Source organism: Pseudarthrobacter sp. CC12 (genome assembly GCF_039907755.1).
GTDB classification, from domain to species: domain Bacteria; phylum Actinomycetota; class Actinomycetes; order Actinomycetales; family Micrococcaceae; genus Arthrobacter; species Arthrobacter niigatensis.
In genome coordinates this window covers 1-3,256 of the sequence record NZ_JARDJH010000070.1, presented here as the reverse complement: position 1 = coordinate 3,256, position 3,256 = coordinate 1, and the positions used below count along the sequence as shown (strand labels likewise).

At 64.8% G+C, this 3,256-nt stretch carries 3 protein-coding genes; 1 reads left to right on the top strand and 2 read right to left on the bottom strand.

Annotated features, from left to right (window positions below):
- Positions 1-303: 303 nt before the first annotated feature.
- Together PV772_RS22785 and PV772_RS22780 are read right to left on the bottom strand one after the other, a co-directional pair.
- A complete protein-coding gene (locus PV772_RS22785; protein WP_347887673.1) occupies positions 304-1,284 on the bottom strand; it encodes an aldo/keto reductase in 981 nt (326 codons plus the stop codon).
- Positions 1,285-1,511: 227 nt separating this feature from the next.
- Positions 1,512-1,880 (bottom strand): aldo/keto reductase, encoded by a 369-nt coding sequence (locus PV772_RS22780; protein ID WP_347887672.1) that lies wholly within the window; start codon positions 1,878-1,880, stop codon positions 1,512-1,514.
- A gap of 168 nt (positions 1,881-2,048) precedes the next feature.
- Here PV772_RS22780 and PV772_RS22775 point away from each other — a divergent pair, with 168 nt between their 5' ends.
- On the top strand, positions 2,049-2,927 hold the full coding sequence (locus PV772_RS22775; protein WP_347887671.1) for a helix-turn-helix transcriptional regulator: 879 nt from the start codon (positions 2,049-2,051) through the stop codon (positions 2,925-2,927).
- The last annotated feature ends 329 nt before the right edge of the window (positions 2,928-3,256 follow it).

The following is a 3,256-nucleotide window of genomic DNA, read 5'->3' as shown; positions in this document are numbered from 1 at the left end:
GGGAGAGTAGGTCACCGCCGGACATACATTACGAAGGGCCCTGACAAGGAATGTCAGGGCCCTTCGACTTTAACCACCAACCCACCCATGCCCACGCCCGGTCCTGGCGGGCAACGGCTGGAAGGTGCGCCCCGCCGTCGACCCTCACCTCCCAGCCAGGCATACACCGCGGCGGCCGCCAGCCGCTTCCCTGCACGCCGCAGGCTTGGGGGTTTGCGTCCATGGCAGCCACAGGTCGAAGGTTTCATGGCGTGTGGTCTGCCGAACCGGCCTGGTCCGGCACTTCCTGGTGCTGGTTGCTGGCTAGAAGAATGTCGGCTCGCGGGGCGTGTAGGGAGCCTCCAGCGCGGCCACTTCCTCGTCGCTGAGCGTGAACTCAAGGGCTGCGAACGCGTCCGTGAGATGCTTCGCCTTTGTCGCCCCGATGATCGGGGTATTGACGACCGGATTCTTCAGCACCCAGGCCAGCGCGACGGTAGCCATCGCGACGCCCCGCTCGGTGGCGATGCGCTCGACGGCGTCGACGATCGCTTTGTCGGAGTAGAGGAACAGCGGCCGGCCGAACTGATCCTGGCCCGGCGTGGACGCTGCCCGGGTGCTGGACTTGTCTCCCCAGGGACGTGCGACGATACCGCCGCCGAGGGGGCTCCACACCATGTTGCCGACGCCTTGGTCCAGGAGGAGACTGTGCATTTCGCGTTCTTCCTCGCGCTGGACCAGGTTGTACTGGTCCTGCATCGAGACGAACTTGGTCCAGCCGTTCTGCCCGGCCGCGCTCTGCATCTTGGCGAACTGCCAGGCCCACATCGATGAGGCGCCAAGGTAGCGGACCTTGCCGGCCTGGACGACGTCGTGCAGCGCTTCCATTGTCTCCTCCACCTCGACTTCGGGGTCGAAGCGGTGGATCTGCATCAGGTCCACGTAATCGGTGCCGAGGCGGGCCAGGGAGTCGTCGACCTGCTTCAGGATGGCCGCGCGGCTCAGCCCTCCGCCGTCCGGGCCCTCGTGCATCGGCCAGTAGATCTTGGTCGCCAGGATTGTCTGCTCACGGCTGCTGTATTCGCGCATGGCCCGGCCGACGATTTCTTCTGAACTGCCCATGCCATAGACGTTCGCGGTGTCCCAGAAGTTGATGCCCAGTTCCACGGCTTGACGGAACAGGGGCGCGGCCGCTTCGCCGTCGAGGGACCAGTCCTGAAACTGGTTTGGGGTCCCGAAGCTCATGCACCCCAGGGTGAGGCGGCTGACTTTGAGCTCGGATGTGCCGAGTTGGGTGTATTCCATCGTGTGTTTCCTGTCAGAGAGATAAATAGAAGTTGTGTATGGGTCAGGCTTCGGGGATCGGGAAGGCGTGCTCGGTGAGGTTGATGAAGTCGGCCTCGGGTCCGCGGCGCGGCCTTCTTGCAGGTGCCAGCGGAGCATGATCTGGGCCGGGGACTTGCCGTGCGGCTCCGCGATGTCCGCGAAGTGGCGTCGTCGAAGGTTCTTCTTGCTGTCTGCGAGGAGCTCCTCTAGCGCACGGTAGGCATCGATCGTGAGGTTGAAGGCAGCGGCTGGTGCAGCAGGACCAGGTCGATGTGGTCCACGCCGAGCTTCGCGGCGCTCTTCTCGAACCCGTGAAGGGTCGCGTCGCAGCCGTAGTCGCTGATCCAGATTTTGGTCTCGATAAAGACCTCGTCACGGGACAGCCCTGAGTTGCGGATGCCCTCACCTACCTGTGCCTCGTTGCCGTACGCGGCAGCGGTGTCGATGAGGCGGTAGCCGGCCCGCAATGCTTCCTCGACGGCCGTGGTGGTTTCGTGGGGTGGGGTCTGGAAGACACCGAGCCCGACAGCGGGAAGGTCCACGCCATTGTTCAACGTGATCACGTTGTTTGTCATACCTTCAACGGTAGGCAGGAAACCCTCTCGGGTGAGAGCCACTGGTTTTATCCCCCAGGGGCTGCCCTCGACACCCCGCAGGGACAGCCGGTGGCCGCAAGGGTCCCAAGCCGGGGGGTAACCGCAGGGACTCCCACTCCCGCTGAGGTCCGGCCTAGCCTTGAGGGTATGGATACCCGCAATGACGTGCAGAAATTCCTCACCGCCCTGCGCGCCCGCATCACCCCGGAGGTGGCGGGCTTGACCGCGTTTGGTGGGGAACGCCGCGTTCCCGGCCTGCGCCGCGAGGAAGTCGCACAGCTTGCCGGGGTCAGCACCGCCTACTACACGAGGATGGAACGCGGAGACCTCAGCGGCGTGTCCGAGAGTGTGCTGTTCGCCCTCGTGCGGGCGTTGCAACTGAACGAGGCTGAAACCGCGCACCTGTTCGATCTGACGCGTGCGGCGACCGGACCGCGCCGGGCACCCAAGACAAAACCCCAACCACGGGTGTCGCCGCGGGTCGCCCAGCTGATCGACGCAATGGGCGACGTTCCCGCGATCGCGATGACCCGGCTCGGGGACCCGGTCGCGTCCAACCCCTTGGGCCGGGCATTGTTCCCCGACCTTTTCCCGGCAGGAAAGCCGGTGCTGAACAGCGCCCGCTACATGTTCCTGGATGAACGTTCCCGGGTGTTCTACCGAGACTGGGGGACGATCGCACTCGAAGCCGTATCGGGAATGCGGCTCTTGGCCGGCCAGGATCCCACCGACAAAGCTCTGATGGCCCTGGCCGGCGAGCTCGCGACCCGCAGCAACGAGTTCCGGACCTGGTGGGGAGGCCACACCGTACGGAGCCACTCCACGGGTACCAAACACATCCACCACCCCGTCGTGGGTGACATGACCCTCGGCTACGAAGCCCTCGAAATATCATCGACTCCCGGCCTGGTCCTCATGACGTACCTCGCTGAGCCTGCCACCCCGTCCGCGGACGCCATGAACTTGCTGCGCAGCTGGACCGCAAGCGAGGCCCGCACCGACGAGGCAGCCCGCACCAGCCCCTGAGAGGCAAGGCCCTTACCTCTTGTCTGGGTCGCCGGGGTAGAACCGTCAGCAGCGTGCGGCCAGACCTTCTGGAGCCATGCAGCCGGCGGCGGAACATTCGATGCCGCTCCGGGTGGCCGGCGACCACCTGAAGCAGATGTGAGCCACTCCATAGAACCGGTGAACTGCCTGCGAAACGAAAAAAGCCCTGCCCAGGGCTAAGAAAACCGCGGTTTTCCGGGGTTTCTGGGGGTGTAGGGGTGTAGCTTGGGTCGATTTGCGGTGGGGGTTGTGTGCGGGTATTGTTTTCTGAGTCGCCGCCGCTGAAGCGGAAAGATAGCGGCCAACCC

Coding starts and splice junctions, on each gene's coding strand:
- PV772_RS22775 (WP_347887671.1), top strand. CDS start 2,049: ATGGATACCCGCAATGACGTGCAGAAATTCCTCACCGCCCTGCGCGCC.
- PV772_RS22780 (WP_347887672.1), bottom strand. CDS start 1,880: ATGACAAACAACGTGATCACGTTGAACAATGGCGTGGACCTTCCCGCT.
- PV772_RS22785 (WP_347887673.1), bottom strand. CDS start 1,284: ATGGAATACACCCAACTCGGCACATCCGAGCTCAAAGTCAGCCGCCTC.